The following is a 25,610-nucleotide window of genomic DNA, read 5'->3' as shown; positions in this document are numbered from 1 at the left end:
CCACCGGTCAGGTGCCAGGTACAGCGTATCAGACCAACTGGGCGTCCACGGCGTAGGCGTGTTTCAGCAGTTCGGTGAAACGCGCAAAGGCAGCCACTGCGCCGCGCTCTGCCGCCGCATCTTCCTCGGCCGTAAGGTCCAGGCCATCAAGAATGCGGGTGAACTGCTTCCAGCCCTCGGCCCGTCCGCCTAGCGGCTCGCCCAGGTGGCGGGCGCCGAAGCTGTCGGAGAGGCCCAGCGCAGCGGCGCGCTTGATCAGAAACGCAGCCCCCAGTTTGGAGCCTTCGGAGACGAAGATCCAGCCCATCGCTTCACCCAGGCTGGGGGCCTGCAGGGGACCACGCAGGGCGGCGGGTGCTTGCGTGCCCAGGTCGGCCAGGTCCAGCAGTGCCTGCTGGGCGCGGCAGCGCTGGGCGAGGTCGGGGACAATGGCGACCAGGTCGGGGTCGTTGTACAAGGGCTGCAGTTCGGCCTGGAACAGGTACTGGGCAACGACGAAGCGGGCAAAGCTTTCGCGGGTGTCGAAGGGGGCGTGGGCCTTGACCAGGGCATCCAGCTCGGCGTGCGGGGCGTGGGTGACCTGGTTCAGGCGCTGGGAGCGCAGGGCTGGGCGGTCGGGCATGGGGCAATCCTTGGATGAGGGGTGTTTGAATACAAGACGAAGCAGTGGGGGCGGGTGCGTAAAAAAAGTGATGACCGGCTGGTGGGGCGCCGCGTGGGCGGCGCATCGCGAGCAACGCTCGCGCCACCGAGGGCCTGTCAGATATCCCAGACGACGTTGATGCCAAAATTGCGGCCCGGCATGCTCAGGCGGTCGATGTTGGCGGGCTGGGTCACTGCTGCTTCACCCTGGCCGTCATAGCTGCGCACCGAGTCCCACTGCCAGTATTTTTTGTCGGTGAGGTTGTACAGGCCCGCGTTGATGGTGACGTCGTCGGTCACCTTGTAGTACCCGGTCAAATCCAGCACGCCGTAGCCGGGGGTGCGGAACTTCGATGCCGAGCCATCGGGGGCGTAGTAGGTGCTGTCGTCGACGCGGGTCTTGCGCTTGACCAGCGTCCAGCTCAGCAGGCCACCGTAGTGCTGTTGGTCATAGCCCAGGCCGAACACGCCCTTGAGCGGGTTGACGGTGTTCAGCGGCTGGCCGCTGTCATCGTTGCGGCCGTAGGTGTAGGCCAGCGAGCCCTGCGCATACAGGCCTGGCGCAGCGCCAAGCTGATCGAGGTTCAGGCGGCCCTTGACCTCGGCGCCCTTGATGGTGGCGTGCTTGATGTTGTTGGCCTGGAAGGTCTGCTCCAGGTTGCTGCTCTGCACGGCGTCTTCGTCGATGAAGTCGCGGTACTTGTTGTAGAACACCGCCACATCGAAGTGGCCAGCATCGAAATTGCCACGCAGCCCGGTTTCGAAGCTCTTGCTCTTCTCTGGTTCCAGGTTTGGGTTGCCCTCAACCCGGTAACCCTGGTCCAGGTTCTGGAAGCGACCGTACATGGCCTTGGCGGTTGGCGTACGGAAGCCCTCGGCGTACTGGCCATAGGCGGTGTAGTGGTCGTCGAACGCGTAGGTCAGGCCGAACTTGGGCGAAACCCGGTGCCAGTTGCGGGCAGAATCGTCCTGGGAGGTAGGCGCCGTACCGGTGGCTTCCAACCCGCGCAGAAAACGTTCGGTGAAGCGCGGCTCCATGCGGGTGTAGTCGTAGCGGGCACCGGGCAGGAAGGTCCAGTTGTGCCAGCGGATTTCATCCTGCACGAACAGGCTGTAGGTGTTCACGGTCGGGTCCGGGAAATCGCTGACCAGCGCCTGGCCATCGCGGGCACTGTCCTGGCCGATACCACGGCAGGTGCCGCCGATGTTCACGCAGGTGCCAGTGCCGCTGCGTGACCCGGTGATCTTCTCGTGCTTGAGGGTCGTGCCGTAGGTGAGCAGGTGGTCGGTTTGGCCCAGGCTGAAGGCTTTGTCCAGCTGGGCGTCGAATACCCATTGGCGGTCCTTGTAGGTGGTCTGCCGGTCGCGCAGCACCTGCCGCCCGGAGGCCACGTACAACTCGTCGGTGCGTTGGTCGGTCTTGGCGATCTGGTAGTTGAGGCTCCACTTGACCTGGTCGGCGAGCACGCTGTCGAGCGCGAACTGGTGGTTGATGCCAAAGCGCTCGCGGGTGATGGTGTCGTTGCCGGTGCGCATGCGGTAGGAATTCATGGCGCCAAAGCCGGGAATGAACGGGCCGCCCACTGCACTCAGAATGTTCTGGTCACGGTCGTCCTTGTAGCGTTCGTAGGTCAGGCCCAGCCGTGCGTCATCCGCCAGGTTCCAGCCTACCTTCGCCAGCACGTTGGTGGTGCGCGCGTCCATGGGGTTGGCTTCGGTGCGCGACAGGCCGGTGCCGCCATGCTTGCCGTAGCTCTCGGTTTCGTGGCCGTTGCGCTGGCTCAGGTGCAGCAGGGCATCCACGTCACCCTGGCGCCCAGCGACGGTGGCGGAGGTCAGCCAGCTTTCGTCTGCCGAGCTGTAGCCGGCTTTCAGGCGTGCGCCGGCGTCCTGGCCGGGCTTGATGATGTCTTCCGGGTCCAGCGTGAAGTAGCTCACGGCACCGCCGATGGCATTGCTGCCGTACAGCACCGACGCAGGCCCACGCAGGATCTCCACGCGCTTGACGATTTCCGGGTCTACGTAATTGCGCTGGGTTTGCGCGTATGGGCCGTAGAAGAAGCTGTCCGGGATCGACACCCCGTCGATCTGGGTGAGGATTCGCTCACCATCGATGCCGCGGATGTTGAAACCGTTGAGGCCGCTGCGCTGCCCGGTGCCGGCTACCGAGACACCGGGTTCGTAGCGCACCAGGTCCTGGATGCTGTTGACGTTGTTGCGGTCCAGTTGCTCGCGGGTATGCACGCTGACCGTACTGGGCACCTGGGCCACGTCCTGGGCGCTGCGGGTAGCACTGACGGTCATCTGCTGCAGGGCGACCACGCTGCCACCGGCCTTGCTTTCAAGTACCACGTTACCGTTGCTGATCTTGCGATACGCCAGGCCCGTGCCCCGCAGCAGGCGCTCCAGTGCTGCTTCTGGTGTCAGGGAGCCTTGCACCCCTGGGGAGGCGACGCCGTCGGCCAGCTGGGCGTTGAAACCCACCTGCCAACCGGTGACCTGGCTGAATGTGTTGATCGCCGATACCAGGGGTTGCTGGTGGATGCTGAAGCGGTAGTCGCCCATGCGCGAGGTGCTGGCGCTGGCAGCGGGCTGGTCCGCCCAGGCCGGCAGGCTGCAGGCCCCGCAGGCGAGCAGCGCCAGGGTCAGCAGGGACAGACGTCCCGAACGGTGAGGGCGGGTGGACGGGCAATGGGTACCTGTGGACATCGAAAGCGCTCCCTGACGCGCGGTCTGTAATAGGTGATGGCTGCTCTTGTTTTGAACAAGAATCAGTTGCATTGGCTATGACGAGACGGACGAGCCCTTCAGAGTGCGTAAAAATAATTCGCGCACGGCGCCTGCTGCGGGTGGAAAGTGGTCAGTTCAGGATGACCAGCGCGGGGTATTCATGCAGCTGTGCGGAGGTGATGTGTGCCAGCGCGCGCAGGGTTTCCAGCGGCTGGTCCAGGCGATAGTTGCCGGTGACCGCAACGTCTTCAAGGCGCGCGTTGCGGTTGATGATCCAGCCTGGGTAATAGCGGCGCACTTCGGCCAGTACCTGGCTGAGTGGGCAGTTCTCGAATACCAGGCGGCCGTCGACCCAGGCCAGGTCCTTGCGCATGTCCAGGCGCTGGGGTGTACCAAAGCCCTGGGGGCCCACGCTGATGCTGTCGCCCGCGCGCAGGCGGATGCGCTGATCACGTTCGCCCTGCAGGTCGACATCGCCGCGCTGCACCCTGACCAGTGCCTCACCACCGAGGTAGCGCACGGCAAAATCGGTGTCGCGGGCCTGTGCGCGCAACGGCCCCGCCTGCACTTCGAGCGGCTGCGGCGCGCCCTCGGGTACCTGAAAGTAGGCTTCGCCCTGCAGCAGGCGGGCAACTTCGCGCCCGCCCTTGCGGTCACTGGCAAAGGCTGAGTTGGTGTTCAGCAGCACCTTGGCCCCACCTTGCAGCTCCACACGCTGGCGTTCACCCACCACAGTGAGGTGATCGGCCTGCAGGCGCACGGGCAGGTTGCCGAACGTGAACAGCCCGGCCACCAGCAAGGCTGCCGTGGCCAGGGGTTTCCAGTGGCTGCGTACGCGGCCACGCCAACTGCGGCGCTGTTGCCGGTGCAGCCGGGTAGCGGCGTGGTGCACCGCTGCGCCGTTCCACAAGGCTTCTGCTGCAACGTAGGCCTCTGCGTTTTCCGGCGCGGCGCTTAGCCAGGCCTCGAACGCCTGGGTGTCGGCGGCGTCGGCGCACTGCAGGCGCACCAGCCAGTCCAGCGCCTCGTCCTGGGCACGTGCACGGGGGCTGGGCCCGGCAGGTGACGGGCGAGGGGCGGGGTGGTCTGTCACGGTGAGTCCTTGCGTGGTTGATTCCGGATGATCAGGGCTCCGGCACGGCGTGGCAAGTGGCTGGGTTTGCTACGGGCCCGCAACGCTCATTCGAGCCGCTCGGCCACACCCAAGCAGATCGCCATGATCAGTTTCAGTTCCTTTTGCACCGTACTGGACGACACCCCCAACTGCTCGGCAATTTCCAGGTAGGTGGCGCCGTGCAGGCGGTTGAGGATGAAGATGCGCTGCTGGCGCTGGCTCAGCTGGTTCAGGCTGACGCTCAAGTGCTTGAGCAACTGTTCGGCGTGGGCGGCATCTTCGCTGCTGCTGGCCGGGGCGGCCACGTTGTGCAGCACGGCTTCTGGCACATCGTCCACCAGCATGCGTGCCTGCACCCGGCGAGCCCGCAGGTGGTCCAGTGCCAGGTTGCGGGCCGTCTGGAACACAAAGGGCTCGATGTGCTCGATGGGCCGCTCACCCAGCGCGCGGGCCACCCGCAGGTAGGTTTCCTGCAGCAGGTCTTCGGCGGTGCTGCGGTTACCGACCATGCGCTGCAAGGTGCGCAGCAGGGAGAGGCGCTGAACGAGAAAGACGGAGTTGAACCGGGACTGACTCACGGGGAAACCTGGCCGACGAAGGGTTAATGATAATGCTTATCATCACCTTCGGAGGTCAAGCGGGTAAATGTCATGGAAAGGTAAACGCCGTGCCCGCAGACACGGCGCGGCACCTAGCGCGCCTGGCAAAGGGCCAGGCAGTTGTCCAGCATGCGGTTGGAGAAGCCCCACTCGTTGTCATACCAGGCCAGCACCTTGAGCATGCGCCCATTGGCCCGGGTGTGGTTGGCATCGAAGATGGAAGACAGCGGGTTGTGGTTGAAGTCGCAGGACACCAACGGCAGGGCGTTGTAGCCCAGTACCCTGGAATGTTGGCCGGCTTCGAGGAACAGCTGGTTGACCTGCTCGGCAGTGGCTTCGCGCTTGAGGTTGACGGTGAGGTCCACCAGCGACACGTTGATCACCGGCACCCGCACGGCCATGCCGGTCAGCTTGCCTGCCAGTTCCGGCAGCACCAGGCCCACTGCCTCGGCAGCGCCGGTTTTGCTCGGGATCATCGACTGGGTGGCGGAGCGGGCGCGGTAGGGGTCGCTGTGGTACATGTCCGTCAGCACCTGGTCATTGGTGTAGGCGTGGATGGTTGTCATCAGGCCCTGCTCGATACCGAACTCGCGGTGCAGCACCTGGGCGATCGGCGCCAGGCAGTTGGTGGTGCACGATGCGTTGGAAATGACCTGGTGCGAGGCACGCAGCACGTCGTGGTTGACCCCGTACACCACGGTGGCATCCGCGCCTTTGGAGGGGGCCGACACAATCACTTTGCCAGCGCCTGCCGCCAGGTGTGCAGCGGCCTTGGCGCGGTCGGTGAACAGCCCGGTGCACTCGAAGACCACATCGATGGCTTCGGCCTTCCAGGGCAGTTCGGCGGGGTTGCGAATGGCGCTGACTGCAATGCGGTCACCGTTGACCGTAAGGCTTTCGTGGTCGGCCTCTACCGTGGCGTCGAAGGTGCCGTGCACGCTGTCGTACTTGAGCAGGTGGGCGTTCATGGTGCTGTCGCCCAGGTCGTTGATGGCGACCACCTGCAGGTCCTGGCGGTAGCCCTGGGTGTAGAGTGCGCGCAGGACGTTGCGCCCGATGCGGCCGAATCCGTTGATGGCGATGCGAAGGGTCATGGCGATACCTCTGGCAGTCCGAGTGAAACCTGTGGCACAAAGATGCTTCACTGAAACGGTTTTGTTGTTGGAATTACAAGATTATTCACTTGCAGATAGAAAACAAGCCTTTTTAGTGGCAGTATTTTGTTTAAACCTACAACGAGTGGTTTGGCCCTTGGCCTTGCCGATGGCGCGCGACGCTCTACCATGAGCCTAGGCTGCAATCGGCGGGGCGCCGGCGCCTGGTAAACCGCCCTTACAATTAGCCTGGAGTCCAGTACATGCATCCGCGCATCCTTGAGGTCACCCAACGGCTGGTCGAGCGTAGCCGCGCCACCCGCGAACGCTACCTGCAGCTGATTCGTGGCGCTGCCAGCGAGGGCCCGATGCGTGCCAGCCTGCAGTGCGCCAACTTCGCCCATGGGGTGGCCGGGTGCGGCACTGAAGACAAACAGACCCTGCGCCTGATGAACGCGGCCAACGTGGCCATCGTTTCGGCCTACAACGACATGCTCTCGGCCCACCAGCCGTACCTGCACTTCCCCGAGCAGATCAAGCAGGCCCTGCGCGAGGTGGGTTCGGTCGGCCAGTTTGCAGGTGGCGTGCCGGCCATGTGCGACGGCGTCACCCAGGGCGAGCCTGGCATGGAACTGGCCATCGCCAGCCGTGAAGTGATCGCCATGTCCACCGCCGTGGCCCTGTCGCACAACATGTTCGACGCGGCGCTCATGCTGGGTATCTGCGACAAGATCGTGCCGGGGCTGATGATGGGCGCCCTGCGCTTCGGCCACCTGCCCACCGTGTTCGTGCCGGGCGGGCCCATGGTGTCGGGCATTTCCAACAAGCAGAAGGCCGACGTGCGCCAGCGCTACGCCGAGGGCAAGGCCAGCCGTGAGGAGCTGCTGGAGTCGGAGATGAAGTCCTATCACAGCCCTGGCACCTGCACCTTCTACGGCACCGCCAATACCAACCAGCTGGTGATGGAAGTGATGGGCCTGCACCTGCCGGGTGCGTCGTTCGTGAACCCCTATACGCCGCTGCGTGACGCGCTCACCGCCGAGGCGGCGCAGCAGGTCACCCGCATGACCAAGGCCAGCGGCAACTTCATGCCGCTGGGCGAAATCGTCGACGAGAAGGCCTTGGTGAACTCCATCGTGGCCCTGCATGCCACCGGGGGCTCCACCAACCACACCTTGCATATTCCCGCCATCGCCCAGGCCGCTGGCATACAGCTCACCTGGCAGGACATGGCCGACTTGTCCGACGTGGTGCCGACGCTGTCCCACGTCTACCCCAACGGCAAGGCCGACATCAACCACTTCCAGGCCGCAGGGGGCATGGCATTCCTGATCCGCGAACTGCTCGATGCCGGCTTGCTGCACGAAGACGTCAACACGGTGGCGGGTCATGGCTTGCGCCGCTACACCCAGGAACCCTTCCTCGACAACGGCAAGTTGGTATGGCGCGAAGGCCCGCAGCAAAGCCTGGACGAAAGCATCCTGCGCCCGGTGGCCCGGCCATTCTCGGCCGAAGGCGGCCTGCGGGTGATGGAGGGCAACCTGGGCCGCGGGGTGATGAAAGTGTCCGCCGTGGCCCCTGAACACCGCGTGGTCGAGGCGCCAGCGCGAATCTTCCACGATCAGCAATCGCTGGCCGATGCCTTCAAGGCCGGCGAACTGGAGTGCGATTTCGTTGCCGTGGTGCGCTTCCAGGGCCCACGCTGCAACGGCATGCCCGAGCTGCACAAGCTCACGCCGTTCCTGGGCGTGCTGCAGGACCGCGGCTACAAGGTGGCACTGGTGACCGACGGGCGCATGTCGGGTGCTTCAGGCAAGATCCCGGCCGCCATCCATGTATGCCCCGAGGCTTATGACGGTGGGCCGCTGGCACGGGTGCGCGAGGGTGATAGGGTGCGTGTCGATGGCGCTGAAGGTACGCTACAGGTCATGGTGCCGGCCGATGTGCTGGCCAGCCGCGACCTGCCGCCGGCGCCCCAAGGCAACGACCTGGGGTGCGGGCGTGAGCTGTTCGGCTTCATGCGCATGGCGTTCAGCCCGGCAGAGCAGGGCGCCAGCGCCTTTACCTCTGCCCTGGAGAACCTGAAATGAAGGACCTGCTGGTCGGCGACATCGGCGGCACTAATGCCCGTTTTGCGTTGTGGCGTGACAACCAGTTGCACGAGGTGCGGGTCTTCGCCACAGAGGACTACACCAGCCCGGAGCAGGCCATTGAAACCTACCTGGAAGGCCTGGGTATTCCGCGCGGCGGGCTTGCTGCTGCCTGCCTGGCGGTGGCCGGCCCGGTGAATGGCGACGAATTCCGTTTCACCAACAACCACTGGCGCCTGAGCCGCAGCGCGTTCTGCCAACGGCTGCAGGTTGGCCAACTGCTGCTGATCAACGACTTCACCGCCATGGCCCTGGGCATGACCCGGCTACGCGACGGCGAGTTTCGCGAGGTGTGCGCGGGCCAGGCAGACCCGTCCCGGCCAGCGCTGGTGATCGGCCCTGGCACGGGCCTGGGCGTGGGTTCGCTGCTGCGCCTGGGCGAGCGGCGCTGGCATGCCTTGCCAGGGGAGGGAGGCCATGTCGACCTGCCGGTGGGCAACGCCCGGGAAGCGGCGATTCACCAGCATATCCACGGGCAGATTGGCCATGTCAGCGCCGAAACCGTGCTCAGTGGTGGTGGCCTGGTGCGCCTGTACCAGGCCATGTGCGCGCTGGATGGCGACACGCCCAAACATCAGACCCCCGCGCACATTACCGATGCCGCATTGGGCGGCGAGCCGCGGGCACGGGCGGTGGTCGAGCAGTTCTGCCGCTTTCTGGGCCGCGTTGCCGGCAACAACGTGCTCACCCTGGGCGCCCGTGGCGGTGTGTACATCGTCGGCGGCGTGGTGCCGCGCTTTGCCGAGCTGTTCCTGCACAGCGGGTTTGCGGCCAGCTTCGCTGACAAGGGCTGCATGAGCGGGTACTTCCCCGGCATTCCGGTGTGGCTGGTGACGGCGGAGTTTTCCGGGTTGCTGGGGGCCGGGGTGAACCTGCAGCAGGCGCTGGACCACTGACATGAGCGCTGCCGGCAAATCCATCCTGATGGTGGACGACGATCAGGAAATCCGTGAACTGCTGCAAACCTACCTGAGCCGCTCGGGCTTCCAGGTCAATGCCCAGGCCGACGGTGCAGGGTTTCGCCACGCCCTGGAAACCACGCCCTGCGACCTGGTCATCCTGGATGTGATGCTGCCCGATGAAGATGGCTTCAGCCTGTGCCGCTGGGTGCGTCAGCACCCGCGCCAGGCCCGCGTGCCGATCATCATGCTCACGGCCAGCTCCGACGAAACCGACCGGGTCATCGGCCTGGAACTGGGTGCCGACGACTACCTGGGCAAGCCCTTCAGCCCGCGTGAGCTGCAAGCGCGCATCAAGGCCCTGCTGCGCCGTGCAGAGTTCGGCCAGGCTGCGCCGGGCACCGCCGTGCTGGCGTTCGACGACTGGCGCCTGGACACCGTCAGCCATCGCCTGTTCCACCGTGACGGTGAAGAGGTGATCTTGTCTGGCGCCGACTTTGCCCTGCTCAAGCTGTTTCTCGACCACCCGCAGCAGATTCTCGACCGCGACACCATCGGCAATGCCACACGGGGCCGCGAGCCCATGCCGCTGGACCGCATCGTCGACATGGCGGTCAGCCGCCTGCGCCAGCGGCTGCGCGATACCGACAAACCTGCCCGGTTGATCCGCACGGTGCGCGGCAGCGGCTACCTGCTGGCGGCGCATGTCTGCAATGCGCCCTGAACGGCGCTGGCGCCTGCTGCCGCGCTCCCTGCTGGGGCGCATGCTGCTGCTGACCTTGCTGGTGGTACTGCTGGCTCAAGGCTTGTCGAGCATCATCTGGGTGGCGCAATTGCGCGCCAGCCAACTGCAAGGCCTGCGTGCCAGTGCCAGCAGCCTGGCCCATTCCATGAGTGCCAGCGTCAGTTACTTCCGCTCGTTGCCGGTGGCCTACCGGCCACTGGTGCTCGACCAGTTGCGCAGCATGGGGGGCACCCGCTTCTTCGTGTCGCTCAACGCCCGCCCGCTGGACATGCCGGTGCTGCCGGTTACGCCGCGCAAGCAGGCGGTGATCGATGTGTTCCAGCAAGTGCTGCACGAAGGGCTGGGTTCGCAGATGGAAGTGTCAGTCGAATTCGTCGGGCCGGACGACCTGCGTATTTTCAATAGCGGGCTCAAGCTGGACGAGCTGCCGCGTTCCTGGGCCCATTATTCCCTGACCCTGGAGCCGCTCAAGCCGCCCGTGCTGGTCACGCAGATCCGCCTGGGCGAAGGGGAGTGGCTGTACATCGCCTCGTTGCTGCCAGAGCCCTACACCAGCCTTGAGGCGCAGCGCCTGCCGCGCCAGCAGCTTGGCTTCATCGTCCTGACCACGGCGTTGCTGTTGCTGTTCATCGGTTTGCTGGTGCATTGGCAAAGCTGGCCACTCAAGCGCCTGGCCCGTGCGGCGCGTGAGCTGTCGCTGGGAGCGGACGTGCCGCCGGTGGCCGAGGCAGGTGGCATCGAAGTGATCGAAGTCAGCCGGGCGTTCAACAGCATGCGCGAGCGCATCAGCCGCTACCTGACCGAACGCAGCCAGCTGTTCAGTGCCATTTCCCACGACCTGCGCACCCCCATCACCCGTCTGCGGCTGCGGGTGGAGCTGCTGGAGGACGAGCACCTGCAAGCCAAGTTCAGCCAGGACCTGGACGAACTGGAGCTGCTGGTGAAGGGCGCATTGCAGTGCGTAAAAGACACCGACATCCATGAAAACATCGAGCCGGTGGACCTGAACCAAGTGCTGGAGATTCTCGCCGAGCCCTATCTGCGCGATGGGCGCATCACCCTGGAAGGCAGGGCACTGGCGCCCTACCCAGGCAAGCCGCTGGCGCTGCGCCGCTGCATAGGCAACCTGATCGACAATGCCATCAAGTACGGCGAGCGGGCGCGGTTGCGCATCATCGACGGTGCGGCCGGCTTCGTGCTGCAGGTCGATGACCAAGGCCCTGGCGTGCCGCAGCAGCAGTTGGAGGAAGTGTTCGAGCCCCATGTGCGGCTTGCCGGGCACCAGCAGGGGTACGGGCTGGGCCTGGGTATCGCGCGCAACATCGCCCATAGCCATGGGGGCGAGGTAAGCCTGCTGAACCTGCGTGAGGGTGGCCTGCGCGTAACCTTGTACCTGCCCCGGGGCATGGACTGACCCCCGCGCCGCCGTTGGCGTTGGCATGTCACTGACTGGTGACAAACATGCCCCCGTTCGTGACACCCCGCCCAGCCCCGCTGGCTAGAATCGCCCCACGACTGGCAAGGATCGAGCTGGCCATGAATAACCACAACACCGCTTCGAACAGCTGGCTGGACGCCCCGGCGCATACTGCATGGCGCCTGGCCGAAGGCCAACGGCTGCTGGCCTTCGCCAAGGCGGCAAGGCTGCCCGGTGGCTTCGGCAACCTGCAGGCCAACGGCCAACTTGCGCCGGGTGCTTGCGCAGAAACGCTGACCACCGCGCGTATGACCCACTGTTTTGCCCTGGCCCATTTGCAGGGTATCCCGGGTTATCTGGCCTACGCCGAACACGGCGTGGCCGCATTGCGCGGCCCGCTGTGGGATGAGCATTACCGCGGCTGGTTCGCCCATGCAGAAGGGCGTGAAGACAGTGGCAAGGATGCTTACCTGCACGCTTTCGTTGCCCTGGCTGCCAGCTCGGCAGTGGTGGCCGGCGTTGCCGGTGCGCAGGCGCTGCTCACATTCGCCATACAGGTCATCGAGCAGCATTTCTGGAATGAAGAAGAGGGCGCCCTGCAGGAAACCTTTTCCCGCGCCTGGCAATTGCCCGAGCCGTACCGAGGTGCCAACAGCAACATGCACGGCATCGAGGCGTTCCTGGCCCTGGCCGATGTCACCGGCAACAGCCTGTGGTTGCAGCGCGCCCTGCGCATCGCCGAACGCATCATCCACACCCACGCGGCCGCCAGTGGCTACCGGGTGATCGAACACTTCGACGCCTTCTGGCAGCCGGCCAAGGACTACAACCAGGACCACCCGGCCGATCACTTCCGCCCCTATGGCACCACCCCCGGGCACTCCCTGGAGTGGGCGCGGCTGCTGCTGCACCTGGAGGCCAGCCTGCAGCGCTTTGGCCTGCCGGCGCCGGGCTGGCTGGTGGACAGTGCCCAGGCGCTGTTCGAGGCGGCCTGCCAGCAGGCCTGGCAGGCCGATGGCAGCCCAGGGTTTGCCTACACCCTGGACTGGGCTGGCCAGCCGCTGGTACGGGCGCGCCTGCACTGGGTGCACGCAGAGGCCTGCGCCTGTGCGGCTGCCTTGCTGCAGCGCACCGCAGACCCGCGCTACGAGCTGTGGTACCGCCGCTGCTGGGACTTCATCGCCGAGCATTTCATCGACCTGCAAGGCGGCAGCTGGCACCACGAACTCGACCCGCACAACTGCCCGGCCGGCACCCTCTGGCCAGGCAGGCCCGACCTCTACCACGCCTACCAGGCCTTGCTGCTGCCAGGGCTGCCGCTTGCCCCGAGCCTGGCCACGGCGTTGGCCGGCAATGTAACCAAACGATGACAATCGCGCATCGCTTCGTTACCTGGCGGGGCGCGCACGCTGTTTAGACTCCATGCAACGCAAGCGACCGACTTGCACGGCATAACAACAATAAGGTGTTTCAATGACTTCCTACCTTCGTCTCGCTGCCGCTATCTCGCTGGCCTCGCTAACCCCCCTTGCTGCCCAGGCTGCCGACGCCAAAGGCACTGTCGAAGTGGTGCACTGGTGGACATCCGGGGGTGAAAAAGCCGCCGTCGACGTGCTCAAGGCCCAGGTCGAAAAAGACGGTTTCACCTGGAAGGATGGCGCTGTTGCCGGTGGCGGTGGTGCCACCGCCATGACCGTGCTAAAAAGCCGTGCGGTAGCGGGCAACCCGCCGGGCGTGGCCCAGATCAAGGGGCCGGACATCCAGGATTGGGCCGCCACCGGGCTGCTGGACAGCGACGTGCTCAAGGACGTTGCCAAGCAAGAGAACTGGGATTCGCTGCTCGACAAAAAAGTCGCCGACACGGTCAAGTACGACGGTGACTACGTGGCCGTGCCCGTGAACATCCACCGCATCAACTGGCTGTGGATCAACCCCGAAGCCTTCAAGAAAGCCGGCATCGACAAGGCGCCCGCTACCCTCGACGAATTCTACGCAGCCGCCGACAAGCTCAAGGCCGCCGGCATCATCCCGCTCGCCCACGGCGGCCAGCCTTGGCAGGACAGCACGGTGTTCGAGACCGTGGTGCTGTCGGTAATGGGGCCGGATGGCTACAAGAAGGCCTTCGTCGACCTGGACAACGCAACCCTCACCGGGCCCGAAATGATCAAGGCGTTGGCCGAACTCAAGAAGCTTGCCACCTACATGGACCCGGACGGCAAGGGCCAGGACTGGAACCTGGAGGCCGCCAAGGTCATCAACGGCAAGGCCGGCATGCAGATCATGGGCGACTGGGCCAAGAGCGAGTGGACCCTGGCGAAGAAAACCGCCGGCAAGGATTACCAGTGCGTACCCTTCCCGGGTACCGACAAGGCCTTCCTCTACAACATCGATTCGCTGGTGGTGTTCAAGCAGAAGGACGCCGGCACCGCCGCAGGCCAGCAGGACATCGCGCGCAAGGTCATGGGTGAGGAATTCCAGAAGGTGTTCAGCACCAACAAGGGGTCCATCCCGGTGCGCAACGACATGCTCGCCGACATGGGCAAGTACGGTTTCGATGCCTGCGCCCAGACATCGGCCAAGGACTTCCTGGCCGACGCCAAAAATGGCGGCCTGCAGCCAAGCATGGCGCACAACATGGCCACCACGCTGGCCGTGCAGGGGGCCTTCTTCGATGTGGTGACCAACTACATCAACGACCCCAAGGCCGACCCGGCCGATGCGGCGAAGAAGCTGGCGGCGGCGATCAAAGCGGCCAAGTAACGTGCTCATGGCCGTATCGCCGGCCAGCCGGCGCCTGCAGGCATGCCTGTGTGGCGCGGGCTGGCTGGCGGCAGGGCCGGGACTGACTTGTACAAGGGGCTGCCCAGGCCCCGGGTAATCACACCATGACTACAGCAACCGCGAAACTGCGGGCATCCCCCCTGGACGCCTTGCAGCGCTGGCTACCTAAACTGGTACTGGCGCCCAGCATGTTCATCGTGCTGGTAGGGTTCTACGGCTACATCCTCTGGACCTTCGTGCTGTCCTTCACCACCTCGACCTTCTTGCCCACTTACAAGTGGGCGGGGCTGGCCCAGTATGTGCGGCTGTTCGACAACGACCGCTGGTGGGTGGCGAGCAAGAACCTGCTGGTGTTCGGTGGCCTGTTCATCGCCATCAGCCTGGCCATCGGCGTGTTGCTAGCGGTGCTGCTGGACCAGCGCATCCGCCGCGAAGGCTTCATCCGCACCATTTACCTGTACCCCATGGCACTGTCGATGATCGTCACCGGTACGGCCTGGAAGTGGCTGCTGAACCCGGGCATGGGCCTGGACAAGCTGCTGCGCGACTGGGGCTGGGAGGGTTTTCGCCTGGACTGGCTGATCGACCCTGACCGGGTGGTGTACTGCCTGGTGATTGCGGCGGTGTGGCAGGCGTCCGGGTTCATCATGGCGATGTTCCTGGCGGGTTTGCGCGGCGTCGACCCGTCGATCATCCGTGCGGCGCAGATCGACGGTGCCAGCCTGCCGCGCATCTACTGGAAGGTGGTGCTGCCCAGCCTGCGCCCGGTGTTCTTCAGCGCCGTGATGATCCTGTCGCACATCGCCATCAAGAGCTTCGACCTAGTGGCAGCGATGACCGCAGGTGGCCCGGGCTATTCGTCCGACCTGCCGGCCATGTTCATGTACTCGTTCACCTTCAGCCGTGGGCAGATGGGCATGGGCTCGGCCAGTGCCATTCTGATGCTGGGCGCCGTGCTGGCCATCCTGGTGCCCTACCTGTATTCCGAACTGCGGAGCAAACGCCATGCATAGCGCTGTCGACAAACCGGCCTTGAGCCCGGCGCGGCTGGCCATCCATGCCGTGCTGCTGGTGGCGGTACTGCTGTACCTGGTACCGCTGGTGGTGATGCTGCTGACCAGCTTCAAAACCCCCGAAGACATCGGTACCGGCAACCTGCTGAGCTGGCCGACGGCGATCACCACTGTGGGGTGGGTCAAGGCCTGGGGCACGGTGAGTGGCTACTTCTGGAACTCGATATTGATCACCGTGCCGGCGGTGGCCATTTCCACTGCCATCGGTGCGCTGAACGGCTACGTGCTGTCGATGTGGCGGTTCCGCGGCTCGCAGCTTTTTTTCGGGCTGTTGCTGTTCGGCTGCTTCCTGCCGTTCCAGACCGTGCTGCTGCCCGCCTCGTTTACCTTGGGCAAGCTGGGGCTGGCCAGCACCACCACCGGGCTGGTGCTGGTGCACGTGGTCTACGGCCTGGCGTTTACCACGCTGTTCTTCCGCAACTTCTACGTGAGCATCCCTGATGCTCTGGTGAAGGCCGCACGGCTGGACGGGGCCGGGTTCTTCACCATCTTCCGGCGCATCATCCTGCCCATGTCCACGCCCATCATCATGGTCTGCCTGATCTGGCAGTTCACCCAGATCTGGAACGACTTTCTGTTTGGCGTGGTGTTTTCCAGCGGCGACTCGCAACCGATCACCGTGGCCCTGAACAACCTGGTCAACACCAGCACCGGGGCCAAGGAATACAACGTCGACATGGCCGCGGCAATGATCGCCGGGCTGCCGACGCTGCTGGTCTATGTGGTGGCAGGCAAATATTTCGTGCGCGGGCTCACGGCCGGCGCAGTCAAGGGGTAAGTCATGGCAACGCTCGAACTTCGCAATGTGAACAAGACCTACGGCAGCGGCCTGCCGGACACCCTCAAGGATATTCAGCTGGCCATCAAGGACGGGGAGTTTCTGATTTTGGTAGGGCCCTCGGGCTGCGGTAAATCCACGCTGATGAACTGCATCGCTGGCCTTGAGCAGATCACTGGCGGCGCCATTCTGATCGACCAGCAGGACGTCAGCGGCATGAGCCCCAAGGACCGCGACATCGCCATGGTGTTCCAGTCCTATGCGCTGTACCCCACCATGAGCGTGCGGGAAAACATCGAGTTCGGCCTGAAGATCCGCAAGATGCCCCAGGCGGCCATCGACGAAGAGGTGGCGCGGGTGGCCAAGCTGCTGCAGATCGAGCACCTGCTGGCGCGCAAGCCCGCGCAGTTGTCTGGCGGCCAGCAGCAGCGGGTGGCCATGGGCCGTGCGTTGGCGCGCAGGCCGAAGATCTACCTGTTCGATGAGCCGTTGTCCAACCTCGATGCCAAGCTGCGCGTAGAGATGCGCACCGAAATGAAACTGATGCACCAGCGCCTGAAAACCACCACCGTGTATGTCACCCACGACCAGATCGAGGCCATGACCCTGGGTGACAAGGTGGCGGTGATGAAGGACGGCATCATCCAGCAGTTCGGCACCCCGCAGCAGATCTACAACGACCCTGCCAACCAGTTCGTCGCCAGCTTCATCGGCTCGCCGCCCATGAACTTCGTGCCCGTGCGGGTGACGGCGCAGGGCGGCTGCCTGGTGGCCGTGCTGGACAGTGGCCAGGCGCGTTGCGAATTGCCGTTGCCCGGCGCTGCTGCCGAGCTGGAAGGGCGCGAGGTCATACTGGGTATCCGCCCCGAGCAGATCGCCCTGGGCGGTGCGCAGGCCAATGGCCTGCCCGGCATCCGCGCCGAGGTGCAGGTTACCGAACCCACCGGCCCCGACCTGCTGGTGTTCGTCACCCTCAACCACACCAAGGTGTGTTGCCGACTGGCGCCGGATGTGGCGTGCCGGGTGGGTGACACGCTTGCCCTGCAATTCGACCCGGCACGGGTGCTGCTGTTCGACGCTGCAAGCGGCGAACGGCTGCGCCTGGCCAGCACCACCGCAAGCGTAATGGACAACGCGGCTGCCAGTACGGGCCGTTGACTCGTCAACACCATCAAATAAGAAAAAAGAGGACGTAAAGGGATGGAACAGCGCAAACGTACCACCGCCTGGGGCTCATTGGCCCTGTTGGCACCGCTGGCAATGGCCTGCAGCACTGCCGCTCAAGCTGCCGAGGCCTTTTCCAGTGAATCAAAATGGATGACCGGGGACTGGGGTGGCACCCGTACCGAGCTGCTCGACAAGGGTTACGACTTCACCGTCGACTACGTGGGGGAGGTGGCCGGTAACCTGCGCGGCGGCTACAACCACGACAAGACGGCGCGCTACAGCGATCAGTTTGCCTTGGGCGCGCACCTGGACCTGCAAAAGATTCTTGGCTGGCACGATGCCGAGTTCAAGCTGGCGATCACCGAGCGTAGCGGCCGCAACCTGTCCAACGACCGCATCAGCGACCCGCGCGCCGGGCAGTTCAGCTCGGTGCAGGAAGTATGGGGCCGTGGCCAGACCTGGCGCCTGACCCAGATGTGGATCAAGCAGAAGTACTTCGATGGCGCACTGGACGTGAAATTCGGTCGGTTTGGCGAGGGCGAGGACTTCAACAGCTTCCCGTGCGACTTCCAGAACTTGTCGTTCTGCGGCTCCCAGGTGGGCAACTGGGTGGGCGGCATCTGGTACAACTGGCCGGTGAGCCAGTGGGCGCTGCGGGTCAAGTACAACATCACGCCGGAGTTCTTCGTGCAGGTGGGCGCCTACGAGCAGAACCCCTCCAACCTGGAAACCGGCAATGGCTTCAAGCTCAGCGGCAGCGGCACCAAGGGGGCGATCCTGCCGGTGGAAATGGTCTGGTCGCCCAAGGTCAACGGCCTGCCGGGCGAGTACCGCCTGGGTTACTACTACAGCACTGCCGACGCCCAGGACGTTTACAAGGACGTGAACGGCAATGCCCAGGGCATCAGCGGGTCGGGCTTCAAGTCCCATTCCAGCAAGCATGGCTGGTGGGTGGTGGCGCAGCAGCAAGTCACGGCCCAGGCCGGGGACGTCAACCGTGGCCTCAGCCTGTTCGCCAACTTCACCGTGCATGACAAGGCCACCAACGTGGTGGACAACTACCAGCAGGTGGGCATGGTGTACAAAGGCGCGTTCGATGCACGCCCCAAAGACGACATCGGCTTTGGTATCGCGCGTATCCATGTCAACGACGATGTGCGCAAGCGCGCGCAGCAGCTCAACGCGCAAAGCGGCATCGACGATTACGACAACCCGGGCTTCGTGCCGCTGCAGCGCACCGAGTACAACGCGGAGCTGTACTACGGTTTCCACGTGACCAACTGGCTGACCGTGCGCCCCAACCTGCAGTACATCAAGAGCCCGGGCGGGGTGGACGAAGTGGATAACGCGCTGGTCGCAGGCCTGAAGATTCAGTCGTCATTCTGACGCCATTTGTTGTAAATTTACGCCAATCCCTTTTTGGCGCCCGCTACCCACTGCCCAGCAGTGGGTAGCGGGACAGGCCGAGACAGCGCTACCTCAAACAACAAGAGCCCTGAACCATGCCGGAACATCCGCTTCATCGCTTCTTTGCCTCGCAGCGGCCGCGGCCGACGTTCGAGTGGGAGCGTTACCAGCAGCGTGATGTGCTGGTCATCGATCACCCCCGCTGCCAGGCGGTGTTCAGCCGCCAGGGCGCGCAACTGCTGCACTTCCAACCGGCAGGCGAACGGCCCTGGCTGTGGTGCGCCGAGCAGTGGCCGCAGGTGGGTGCCATCCGCGGCGGTGTGCCGGTGTGCTGGCCGTGGTATGGCCGCCACCCTAGCGAGGATTTGTGGCCAGCCCATGGCTGGGCGCGGTTGCTGGACTGGAAGCTGATGGACAGCCAGGAGGACGAGCAGGGGGTCAGCCTCAGGTGGCGGCTGGAGCTTTGCGATTGGCAGGTGGACCTGCACGCCCAGTTGGGCAGCCGCATGGAGCTGAGCCTGAGCACCGAGCACCAGGACAGCGAGCCTTGCCAGCTGAGCCATGCGCTGCTGGCGTACTGGCGTATCAGTGACGTATCCGAGATAGCGCTGTCCGGGCTGGAAGACATCGAAGGTTATGACCGGCTCAGCCGTCAGGCCTGCCGCCAGGGTGGCGCCTTGAAGCTCAAGGGCGGCTGCCAGCGGGTGTACCCGGGCATACCCCGTGTGCAGTTGCAGGACCCGGCCTGGCAGCGCGAGCTGTGCATCGACACCGGTGACAGCGATGACACGGTGGTCTGGCACCCGGGCAGCCGGCCTTTACTGGGTGTGACGGGCCGCGAGTGCCAGCGCTTCGTGTGCGTCGAAGCGGCCAGCGGCAGTGACGAAGGCCTGAGCCTGGCACCGGGGCAGCGCGCGCACCTGAGCCTGCAAGCGCACCGGCTCAGTTGAGCTCGTCGTCCTCGATGGGGTAGCGGCTGGCGTTGAGGCTTTCCTTGATCTTGCGCAGGTGCGGCTGGAAGTCCACACCGCGGCGCAGGGTCATGCCGGTGGCCAGTACGTCGAGTACGGTCAGCTGGATGATGCGCGAGGTCATGGGCATGTAGATGTCGGTGTCCTCGGGCAGCGGAATGTGCAGGCTGAGGCTGCAGGCATTGGCCAGCGGTGAACCGGCAGCAGTCAGGCCCAGTACCGAGGCGCCGTTTTCCCGCGCCAGGCGCGCCACCTCGACCAGTTCGCGGGTACGCCCGGTGTAGGAAATGATCACGAACAGGTCGCCGGTATGCGCCACCGAGGCCAGCATGCGTTGCATCAGCACGTCGGCGTGGGCCGACACGGCCAGGTTGAAGCGGAAGAACTTGTGCTGGGCGTCCAGCGCCACCGGGGCAGAGGCGCCCAGGCCGAAGAAATGGATCTGCCGGGCCTGGATCATCATGTCCACGGCGCGGCTGACTTGCTGCGGGTCGAGCTGCTGGCAGGCGCTGTCGAGCGAAGCGATGGCGCTGGCGAAGATCTTCTGGGTATAGGCCGCCGGGTCATCGTCGGCCTCCACCGCCCGGCTGACATAGGCGGCGCCGCTGGCCAGGCTCTGCGCCAGCTGCAGCTTCAGTTCGGGGTAGCCGCTAACGCCGAACGAACGGCAGAAGCGGTTGACGGTAGGCTCGCTGACCTTGGCCGCCTGGGCCAGTGCGGCGATGCTGAAACGGGTGGCTTGTTGCGGGTTGAGCAGAATGACTTCGGCGACTTTGCGTTCGGCCTTGTTCAGCTCGTCGAGGCGTCCCTGGATCTGTTCCAGGAGGTTTCTCACGCGGTCCATGGGGTGTCCTTGGGTCGGGAAGACAGGCGGCTGTGGGAGCAGCAGGCCTTTTGCACGGTCGTCTATCGTACTGGCGGTGCGGGTTGCGCACCACTTGTCTGTCGTACTTCTGTCTAATGTTATGGTTTTTACTACATTATCCCTTGAAAACCGTATGTGAAAGCGGTATTCCTAGTCCAACTTTAGGAAAGAACCAACATCATGGCTGCAATCAGTGTCGAACCTTGCACCTTTGCCCTGTTTGGCGCCTTGGGCGACCTGGCGCTGCGCAAGCTGTTTCCTGCGCTGTACCAACTCGACCGGGCCAACCTGCTGCACCCCCAGACGCGCCTGCTGGCGCTGGCCCGTGAGGCGGGCAGCGCCCAGGACCACCTGAACACCATCGAAGCGCACCTGCGCCAGCACGTGGCCCAAGCGGACCTGGAGCCGGTGGCACTCGCTCGCTTCCTGGCCCGGCTGCATTACCAGCACCTGGATTTTCTTCAGCCCGAGGGTTATCAAGCCCTGGCCGAGCAGGTGCCGGGCGAGCAGCCGTTGATTGCCTACTTTGCCACTGCCGCCGCGGTGTACGGGGCGATCTGCGAAAACCTGGACAACGCAGGCCTCAGTGCGCGCACCCGTGTGGTGCTTGAAAAGCCCATTGGGCACGACCTTGAGTCGTCGCGCCGGGTCAACGACGCCGTGGCGCGGTTCTTCCCGGAGAACCGCGTGTACCGCATCGACCACTACCTGGGCAAGGAAACGGTGCAGAACCTGATTGCCCTGCGCTTTGCCAACAGCCTGTTCGAAACCCAGTGGAACCAGAACTCCATCTCCCACGTGGAAATCACCGTGGCCGAGAAGGTCGGCATCGAAGGCCGCTGGGGCTACTTCGACAAGGCAGGGCAACTGCGCGACATGATTCAGAACCACCTGCTGCAGCTGCTGTGCCTGATCGCCATGGACCCGCCCAGCGAACTGTCCGCAGACGCCATCCGCGACGAGAAGGTAAAGGTGCTCAAGGCATTGGCCCCGATCACCGGCGATGGGCTGAGCACCCGTGTGGTGCGTGGCCAGTACATTGCCGGCTACAGCGATGGCAAGCCGGTACCCGGTTACCTTGAAGAAGACAACGCCAACGCCCAGAGCGACACCGAGACGTTCGTGGCCTTGCGCGCCGACATTCGCAACTGGCGCTGGTCGGGTGTGCCGTTCTACCTGCGTACCGGCAAGCGCATGCCGCAAAAACTGTCGCAGATCGTCATCCACTTCAAGGAAACGCCCCACTATATCTTTGCCCCGGAACAACGTTTGCAGGTGGGGAACAAGCTGATCATTCGCCTGCAGCCTGATGAAGGTATTTCGTTGCGGGTCATGACCAAGGAGCAGGGGCTGGACAAGGGCATGCAATTGCGCAGCGGCCCGTTGCAGCTGAATTTTTCCGATGCCTGGCGCAGTGCGCGGATTCCGGATGCCTACGAGCGCTTGTTGCTCGAAGTGATGCGTGGCAACCAGAACCTGTTCGTGCGCAAGGATGAGATCGAGCACGCCTGGCAGTGGTGCGACCAGCTGATCGCCGGCTGGCGTAACGCCGGTGACGCCCCCAAGCCATATGCGGCCGGCAGTTGGGGGCCGATGAGCTCGATTGCATTGATCACACGCGATGGGAGGGCCTGGTATGGCGACATCTGAGGCGATATCTGAACTGCAACTGCCCGCGAGCGCTACAGCGCACGCCCTGGCAGATGCCCGTACCCTGGCTACAACGCTGGCCGAAGACGTGGCTGCACGCCTGCGCGCCGCCATTGCCGCCAAAGGGCATGCCTGCGTGGTGTTGTCGGGTGGGCGCAGCCCGGTGGCTTTCCTGGAACAACTGGCCGGCCAGCCTCTGGACTGGAACAACGTCACGGTCAGCCTGGCCGATGAGCGCTGGGTGCCGGTCGAACATGCGGACAGCAACGCCGGACTACTGGCTCGGCATCTGTTCAAGGGCGCTGCTGCCAAGGCCCGCTTCCTCGGCCTGTACCAGCAGGCGCCCAACCTCGAGGTGGCCGCCGAGCTGGCCGACCAGGGATTGGCCGAGCTGCCGCCGATAGACGTGTTGGTGCTGGGCATGGGGGATGACGGGCACACCGCCTCGCTTTTCCCCGGCAGCCCCAACCTGGCCTTGGGGCTGGACACCACCCACCCGCGTCGCTGTTTGCCAATGCTCGCGCCGGTGGTACCGCACCAGCGGCTGTCCATGACCCGCTCGCTGCTGGCGGGCGCCGCTTTCACTGCGCTGTCCGTGCAAGGGCAGGGCAAACTCGCTACCCTGCGCGCCGCGCTGGCTGGCAACGACCTCGCGCAAATGCCGATTCGCGCCTTTCTACATGCCCCCCTGGACATCTACTGGTGCCCATGAGCCAAGGATCCACAGTCATGACCACCCTCGAACGCCCACAGCCCCTGCTTTCCATGGCCGGGAAAGCCGACCGGGTCGACGCCATCTGCGAAGCGGCGCGCATCCTGCCGGTGATTACCATTGCCCGCGAGCAAGACATCCTGCCACTGGCTGACGCACTGGCAGCAGGTGGCATCCGCACGCTGGAAGTAACGCTGCGCTCGCAGCACGGGCTGAAGGCCATCCAGGTGCTGCGTGAGCAGCGCCCAGAGTTGTGCGTGGGCGCAGGTACCGTGCTCGATCGTAAAATGTTTGCCGCGGTCGAGGCTGCTGGTGCCCAGTTCGTGGTGACCCCGGGCATTACCCAGGACATCCTGCTGGCGGGTGTGGAGAGCGAGATACCGCTGCTGCCGGGTATCAGCACACCGTCCGAGATCATGATGGGTTATGCGCTGGGCTATCGCCGCTTCAAGCTGTTCCCGGCAGAGATCAGTGGTGGGGTTGCCGCGATCAAGGCCTTCGGCGGGCCGTTCGGCGATGTCCGTTTCTGCCCAACGGGCGGCGTGAACCCGGCCAATGTGCGCAATTACATGGCGCTGCCGAATGTGATGTGCGTGGGGGGCACCTGGATGCTGGACAGCAACTGGGTCAAGAACGGCGACTGGGCGCGGATCCAGGCCTGCAGCGCCGAGGCGATGGCGCTGGTTGAAGGCAACTGAATTTGTTGTGTGCTTTACGGCTTTTAGGGCGCTTGGTCGGCGCCCTTTTTTTTGGCCTGGGGAAGGTGCGCCGCAGGCGGCGCATCGCAAACTTGGCTCGCTCCTGCCGGGAAGCGTGGCCTCCGGTGGAGCGAGGTGGCTCGCGATGGCTGATCAGGCCGCCTTGGCTTCCTGCTGGCTCAGCGAGCGGTTCAGCGCGCTGAACAGGGCTTTGAAGCTGGCTGTGGTGATGTTTTCATCGATGCCCACACCGTGCACCGGGCGACCACCTGCCACACGCAACTCGATGTACGCCGCTGCCTTGGCATTGGTGCCCGCGCCAATGGCGTGCTCGTTGTAGTCCATGATTTCCACGGCCACTGGCAGGCCTGCCACCAGGGCTTCCAGGGCGCCGTTGCCCTTGCCGCGCCAGTGCAGGGTGGTTTCGCCTTCGCCGGCGACTTCCACTTCCACGGCGCTGTGGCCGTTTTCTTCCTGCAGGCGGTGGCTGACCAAGGCATAGGGCGCATTAGCCTGGAGGTATTCCTTGTGCAGCAGGCTGTAGATCTGCTGGGCGGTCATTTCCAGGCCCAGGCGGTCGGTTTCGCCCTGTACCACCTGGCTGAACTCGATTTGCATGCGGCGCGGCAGGCTGATGCCGTATTCCTGTTCGAGCAGGTAGGTGATGCCACCTTTGCCCGACTGGCTGTTCACACGGATGACGGCCTCGTAGCTGCGGCCGATATCGGCCGGGTCGATCGGCAGGTAAGGCACCTCCCACAACGCGCCGTCCTGCTGTTTGGCCAGGCCTTTGCGGATGGCATCCTGGTGCGAGCCGGAGAAGGCGGTGTGTACCAGGTCACCCACATACGGATGGCGCGGGTGGACCGGCAGCTGGTTGCACTCTTCCACGACCTTGCGCACGCCGTCGATGTCGGAGAAGTCCAGCAACGGGTCGATACCCTGGGTATAGAGATTGAGGGCCAGGGTGACCAGGTCGACGTTGCCGGTACGCTCGCCGTTGCCGAACAGGCAGCCCTCGGCACGGTCGGCGCCGGCCATCAGGCCCAGTTCGGTGGCGGCGATGCCGGTGCCACGGTCGTTGTGGCAGTGCAGGCTGATGATCACGCTGTCGCGGCGGTTGATGTTGCGGCAGAACCACTCGATCTGGTCGGCGTAGATATTCGGCGTGGCAACTTCCACGGTGGCCGGCAGGTTGAGGATGAGCTTGTGCTCAGGGGTGGGGTTCCACACCTCGATCACCGCGTCGCATACTTCCTTGGCGAATTCCATTTCGGTCGCGCTGAAGGTTTCGGGCGAATACTGGAAGGTCCAGTGGGTTTCCGGCTGCTGGGCAGCATATTTGACGAACAGCTTGGCCGCGTTCACCGCGATGTCCTTCACGCCCTGCTTGTCCTGGTTGAAGACGATGCGGCGGAAGGCCGGGCAGGTGGCGTTGTACAGGTGCACGATGGCTTTCTTGGCACCGCGCAGCGACTCGAAGGTACGGGCGATGAGGTCTTCACGGGCCTGGGTGAGCACCTGAATGGTGGTGTCATCCGGGATGTGGCCGTCTTCGATCAACGTACGCACGAAGTCGAAATCAGTCTGCGAGGCGGACGGGAACGAGGCTTCGATTTCCTTCACGCCGACTTGCACCAAGGTCTTCCAGAAACGCAGCTTCTTCTCCGCGTCCATCGGCTCGATCAGCGACTGGTTGCCATCACGCAGGTCCGAGCTGCACCAGATGGGCGCGGCAGTGATGGTTTTCGACGGCCAGGTACGGTCAGGCAGGTCGATGGTCGGGAACGCGCGGTATTTCTTCGAAGGGTCTTTGAGCATGGTCATGGAAGCAATCCTTTTGTGTGCGGCCGAGGTCGGGCCTGCCGGGCAATAACGAGGTAAGGGGCGAGGCGACGCGATTCAGCCTGGTAGTCGAGCGCTGACCAGGCAAAGGCTGCGATGTTGTCGGAGCAGAATGAGGGTGCTGAAGGTTTTCATGCCCTCAACCCTAACCAGTGGGGTGGGGGATGGCAAGCGCTTGAAAAAAATTGAGAGGAATGCTTAAAAAAAGCCATTTTGCGAGATTTTATGGCACTAATCCAGCTCAGGCTTTTGTATTTTTGCTGGGTATTTTTC

21 protein-coding genes are annotated in these 25,610 nt (G+C 64.3%); 14 read left to right on the top strand and 7 right to left on the bottom strand.

Annotated elements, in window-relative coordinates; genetic code table 11:
• Positions 1 to 28: 28 nt before the first annotated feature.
• From IAE33_RS09170 to gap, 5 genes are all read right to left on the bottom strand, one after another.
• On the bottom strand, positions 29 to 622 hold the full coding sequence (locus tag IAE33_RS09170; RefSeq protein ID WP_201163262.1) for a biliverdin-producing heme oxygenase: 594 nt from the start codon (positions 620 to 622) through the stop codon (positions 29 to 31).
• Positions 623 to 759: 137 nt separating this feature from the next.
• Positions 760 to 3,351 carry a TonB-dependent receptor gene (locus IAE33_RS09165; RefSeq protein WP_201163261.1) on the bottom strand — a complete coding sequence of 864 codons (2,592 nt, stop codon included), beginning with the start codon at positions 3,349 to 3,351 and terminating at the stop codon, positions 760 to 762.
• A 151-nt stretch (positions 3,352 to 3,502) separates the two neighbouring features.
• Positions 3,503 to 4,465 carry a FecR family protein gene (locus IAE33_RS09160; RefSeq protein ID WP_201163260.1) on the bottom strand — a complete coding sequence of 321 codons (963 nt, stop codon included), beginning with the start codon at positions 4,463 to 4,465 and terminating at the stop codon, positions 3,503 to 3,505.
• An 86-nt stretch (positions 4,466 to 4,551) separates the two neighbouring features.
• Positions 4,552 to 5,064, bottom strand: coding sequence for an RNA polymerase sigma factor (locus IAE33_RS09155; protein WP_028631482.1), 513 nt, complete (start codon positions 5,062 to 5,064; stop codon positions 4,552 to 4,554).
• Between the two features lie 113 nt (positions 5,065 to 5,177).
• Positions 5,178 to 6,179, bottom strand: a complete 1,002-nt coding sequence (gene gap, locus IAE33_RS09150) for a type I glyceraldehyde-3-phosphate dehydrogenase (RefSeq protein ID WP_201163259.1) — start codon at positions 6,177 to 6,179, stop codon at positions 5,178 to 5,180.
• Positions 6,180 to 6,442: 263 nt separating this feature from the next.
• Here gap and edd point away from each other — a divergent pair, with 263 nt between their 5' ends.
• The 11 genes from edd (at position 6,443) to IAE33_RS09095 (ending at position 19,546) form a co-directional block, all read left to right on the top strand.
• Positions 6,443 to 8,269, top strand: a complete 1,827-nt coding sequence (edd, locus tag IAE33_RS09145) for a phosphogluconate dehydratase (protein ID WP_201163258.1) — start codon at positions 6,443 to 6,445, stop codon at positions 8,267 to 8,269.
• Positions 8,266 to 9,225, top strand: a complete 960-nt coding sequence (locus tag IAE33_RS09140) for a glucokinase (protein ID WP_060483430.1) — start codon at positions 8,266 to 8,268, stop codon at positions 9,223 to 9,225. The genes edd and IAE33_RS09140 overlap by 4 nt, the downstream gene beginning before the upstream one ends.
• 1 nt (position 9,226) lies before the next feature.
• Complete coding sequence (gene gltR, locus IAE33_RS09135; protein ID WP_201163257.1) at positions 9,227 to 9,952, top strand: two-component system response regulator GltR; 726 nt, start codon at positions 9,227 to 9,229, stop codon at positions 9,950 to 9,952.
• Entirely contained in the window at positions 9,933 to 11,387 is a 1,455-nt protein-coding gene (locus IAE33_RS09130) for an ATP-binding protein (RefSeq protein WP_201163256.1), read from the top strand. Before gltR ends, IAE33_RS09130 begins: the two co-directional genes overlap by 20 nt.
• A 122-nt stretch (positions 11,388 to 11,509) precedes the next feature.
• A complete protein-coding gene (locus IAE33_RS09125; RefSeq protein WP_201163255.1) occupies positions 11,510 to 12,760 on the top strand; it encodes a D-mannose isomerase in 1,251 nt (416 codons plus the stop codon).
• A 103-nt stretch (positions 12,761 to 12,863) separates the two neighbouring features.
• Positions 12,864 to 14,150: an ABC transporter substrate-binding protein gene (locus IAE33_RS09120; RefSeq protein WP_201163254.1), complete on the top strand. Its 1,287-nt coding sequence runs from the start codon at positions 12,864 to 12,866 to the stop codon at positions 14,148 to 14,150.
• A gap of 125 nt (positions 14,151 to 14,275) precedes the next feature.
• Entirely contained in the window at positions 14,276 to 15,184 is a 909-nt protein-coding gene (locus IAE33_RS09115) for a carbohydrate ABC transporter permease (RefSeq protein ID WP_201163253.1), read from the top strand.
• Positions 15,177 to 16,022: a carbohydrate ABC transporter permease gene (locus tag IAE33_RS09110; protein WP_028631473.1), complete on the top strand. Its 846-nt coding sequence runs from the start codon at positions 15,177 to 15,179 to the stop codon at positions 16,020 to 16,022. Before IAE33_RS09115 ends, IAE33_RS09110 begins: the two co-directional genes overlap by 8 nt.
• Positions 16,023 to 16,025: 3 nt before the next feature.
• On the top strand, positions 16,026 to 17,180 hold the full coding sequence (locus IAE33_RS09105) for an ABC transporter ATP-binding protein (protein ID WP_201163252.1): 1,155 nt from the start codon (positions 16,026 to 16,028) through the stop codon (positions 17,178 to 17,180).
• 102 nt (positions 17,181 to 17,282) lie between these two features.
• Positions 17,283 to 18,575, top strand: coding sequence for a carbohydrate porin (locus tag IAE33_RS09100; RefSeq protein ID WP_236406332.1), 1,293 nt, complete (start codon positions 17,283 to 17,285; stop codon positions 18,573 to 18,575).
• Between the two features lie 116 nt (positions 18,576 to 18,691).
• The gene (locus IAE33_RS09095; protein WP_201163250.1) at positions 18,692 to 19,546 is read left to right on the top strand and encodes a D-hexose-6-phosphate mutarotase; all 855 of its coding nucleotides are present in this window, start codon (positions 18,692 to 18,694) and stop codon (positions 19,544 to 19,546) included.
• Here IAE33_RS09095 and hexR read toward each other — a convergent pair.
• Positions 19,539 to 20,402, bottom strand: coding sequence for a DNA-binding transcriptional regulator HexR (hexR, locus tag IAE33_RS09090; RefSeq protein WP_169774905.1), 864 nt, complete (start codon positions 20,400 to 20,402; stop codon positions 19,539 to 19,541). The genes IAE33_RS09095 and hexR overlap by 8 nt on opposite strands.
• Positions 20,403 to 20,612: 210 nt before the next feature.
• Here hexR and zwf point away from each other — a divergent pair, with 210 nt between their 5' ends.
• Genes zwf through IAE33_RS09075 form a run of 3 tightly spaced genes read left to right on the top strand, consistent with a single transcriptional unit; the run spans position 20,613 to position 23,492 of the window.
• Positions 20,613 to 22,082 (top strand): glucose-6-phosphate dehydrogenase, encoded by a 1,470-nt coding sequence (zwf, locus tag IAE33_RS09085; RefSeq protein ID WP_201163249.1) that lies wholly within the window; start codon positions 20,613 to 20,615, stop codon positions 22,080 to 22,082.
• Positions 22,054 to 22,794, top strand: a complete 741-nt coding sequence (gene pgl, locus IAE33_RS09080) for a 6-phosphogluconolactonase (RefSeq protein WP_201163248.1) — start codon at positions 22,054 to 22,056, stop codon at positions 22,792 to 22,794. The genes zwf and pgl overlap by 29 nt, the downstream gene beginning before the upstream one ends.
• Positions 22,795 to 22,811: 17 nt before the next feature.
• On the top strand, positions 22,812 to 23,492 hold the full coding sequence (locus IAE33_RS09075) for a bifunctional 4-hydroxy-2-oxoglutarate aldolase/2-dehydro-3-deoxy-phosphogluconate aldolase (protein WP_201163247.1): 681 nt from the start codon (positions 22,812 to 22,814) through the stop codon (positions 23,490 to 23,492).
• 153 nt (positions 23,493 to 23,645) lie between these two features.
• Here the strand turns inward: IAE33_RS09075 and leuA are convergent, their stop codons facing one another.
• Positions 23,646 to 25,319 (bottom strand): 2-isopropylmalate synthase, encoded by a 1,674-nt coding sequence (leuA, locus tag IAE33_RS09070; protein ID WP_201163246.1) that lies wholly within the window; start codon positions 25,317 to 25,319, stop codon positions 23,646 to 23,648.
• Positions 25,320 to 25,610: the final 291 nt, after the last annotated feature.

This window comes from Pseudomonas sp. S60 (assembly GCF_016647865.1).
In the GTDB taxonomy this organism is placed as follows: domain Bacteria; phylum Pseudomonadota; class Gammaproteobacteria; order Pseudomonadales; family Pseudomonadaceae; genus Aquipseudomonas; species Aquipseudomonas parafulva.
Note: the sequence above shows the minus strand (reverse complement) of the source record. Positions and strands in the feature narration are given on the sequence as shown.

Coding starts and splice junctions, on each gene's coding strand:
- leuA (WP_201163246.1), bottom strand. CDS start 25,319: ATGACCATGCTCAAAGACCCTTCGAAGAAATACCGCGCGTTCCCGACC.
- IAE33_RS09170 (WP_201163262.1), bottom strand. CDS start 622: ATGCCCGACCGCCCAGCCCTGCGCTCCCAGCGCCTGAACCAGGTCACC.
- edd (WP_201163258.1), top strand. CDS start 6,443: ATGCATCCGCGCATCCTTGAGGTCACCCAACGGCTGGTCGAGCGTAGC.
- IAE33_RS09100 (WP_236406332.1), top strand. CDS start 17,283: ATGGCCTGCAGCACTGCCGCTCAAGCTGCCGAGGCCTTTTCCAGTGAA.
- IAE33_RS09075 (WP_201163247.1), top strand. CDS start 22,812: ATGACCACCCTCGAACGCCCACAGCCCCTGCTTTCCATGGCCGGGAAA.
- IAE33_RS09115 (WP_201163253.1), top strand. CDS start 14,276: ATGACTACAGCAACCGCGAAACTGCGGGCATCCCCCCTGGACGCCTTG.
- zwf (WP_201163249.1), top strand. CDS start 20,613: ATGGCTGCAATCAGTGTCGAACCTTGCACCTTTGCCCTGTTTGGCGCC.
- IAE33_RS09140 (WP_060483430.1), top strand. CDS start 8,266: ATGAAGGACCTGCTGGTCGGCGACATCGGCGGCACTAATGCCCGTTTT.
- gap (WP_201163259.1), bottom strand. CDS start 6,179: ATGACCCTTCGCATCGCCATCAACGGATTCGGCCGCATCGGGCGCAAC.
- IAE33_RS09165 (WP_201163261.1), bottom strand. CDS start 3,351: ATGTCCACAGGTACCCATTGCCCGTCCACCCGCCCTCACCGTTCGGGA.
- IAE33_RS09105 (WP_201163252.1), top strand. CDS start 16,026: ATGGCAACGCTCGAACTTCGCAATGTGAACAAGACCTACGGCAGCGGC.
- pgl (WP_201163248.1), top strand. CDS start 22,054: ATGGGAGGGCCTGGTATGGCGACATCTGAGGCGATATCTGAACTGCAA.
- IAE33_RS09130 (WP_201163256.1), top strand. CDS start 9,933: ATGTCTGCAATGCGCCCTGAACGGCGCTGGCGCCTGCTGCCGCGCTCC.
- IAE33_RS09120 (WP_201163254.1), top strand. CDS start 12,864: ATGACTTCCTACCTTCGTCTCGCTGCCGCTATCTCGCTGGCCTCGCTA.
- IAE33_RS09110 (WP_028631473.1), top strand. CDS start 15,177: ATGCATAGCGCTGTCGACAAACCGGCCTTGAGCCCGGCGCGGCTGGCC.
- IAE33_RS09095 (WP_201163250.1), top strand. CDS start 18,692: ATGCCGGAACATCCGCTTCATCGCTTCTTTGCCTCGCAGCGGCCGCGG.
- IAE33_RS09125 (WP_201163255.1), top strand. CDS start 11,510: ATGAATAACCACAACACCGCTTCGAACAGCTGGCTGGACGCCCCGGCG.
- gltR (WP_201163257.1), top strand. CDS start 9,227: ATGAGCGCTGCCGGCAAATCCATCCTGATGGTGGACGACGATCAGGAA.